1 protein-coding gene is annotated in these 1078 nt (G+C 37.1%); it reads right to left on the bottom strand.

The window, feature by feature from the left end:
• Nucleotides 1-156: 156 nt before the first annotated feature.
• A complete protein-coding gene (locus U0M88_RS04080; protein ID WP_331868990.1) occupies nucleotides 157-954 on the bottom strand; it encodes an HAD family hydrolase in 798 nt (265 codons plus the stop codon).
• Nucleotides 955-1078 lie beyond the last annotated feature (124 nt).

The following is a 1078-nucleotide window of genomic DNA, read 5'->3' as shown; positions in this document are numbered from 1 at the left end:
TTGTTGATATCCATTTCTCTGAAATACAGATCCGTCAGCAGATCGGCCCCGGATAAAGAGCCGCCCGGATGCCCGCTTTGTGCCGCATACACCATCTTGATGATGTTCTGTCTTACATGCCGGGCATGTTTTTCTATATCTCTCATAAGTCCTCCTTTATTCCACATACTTCGAAACGAACCAGGAAACTCCATGATCCTGATTTGATTTTGTCACATACGTTGCCTGCTTCTTTATATCTTCCAGCGCATTATCAACCGCTACACTGATACCTACTACTTTAAACATGGAAACATCATTGTAGTTATCTCCAAATGCTACTACCTTCTCTGGATTCACATTCAAATATTTAAGCAGCCATTGTACCGCAGCCCCTTTAGAAACTTTACGATGCGATAGGGTATATACATATCCTTCGGATTGTACACAATGCGTATGAAGACAATTCATATGTATCTCATTTTGTATAGACTTCATAAATTGGACATTCGTATTTATGATCACAACCTTGAAAATTTCTTCCTGTCGTAAAGAATCAGTATCAAAGTCATAAATGATTTCGCATTTATCGATCAAACGTTGTTTAAAAACTTCCAATTCCGGCTGATTTCCTCTACAAAATATCTTGAAGTTTGAATATGCCAAATAAGGAATATTGGATGCCTCCAAGATTTTCAAAGCTCTTACTAATTCTTCGGATACAATGCTTTTTTCATAAATACATTGATCATTTAAGAAGATATTGGCCCCATTATTTGTGATATAAGGCAGGTTGATCTCATATTCTTGAATCAAATCTTGAATGATATGATAATTTCTACCGGAAACAAAGGTCAAAGGAATCTGTTTTTTGTCCAAAATCTCTTTTAGGTAAGGATCAAATCTTTTTTGATCATCCAATAATGTTCCATCCAGATCACATAAGATCAACTGTATATTTTTTAGTTTATCCATCTAATTTATCCCTTAAAAAGCGGGAGGCAAAGCACAGATCTTCTTTCCAGTTGGGATCACCCGTGTACCAGAATTCTCCCACAAACCGGTACACTCCCATCTCATACAGGCATCGGATGTTTTC

The sequence above is a fragment of the Faecalicoccus sp. genome (genome assembly GCF_036552745.1).
Lineage (GTDB): Bacteria > Bacillota_I > Bacilli_A > Erysipelotrichales > Erysipelotrichaceae > Faecalicoccus.
Note: the sequence above shows the minus strand (reverse complement) of the source record. Positions and strands in the feature narration are given on the sequence as shown.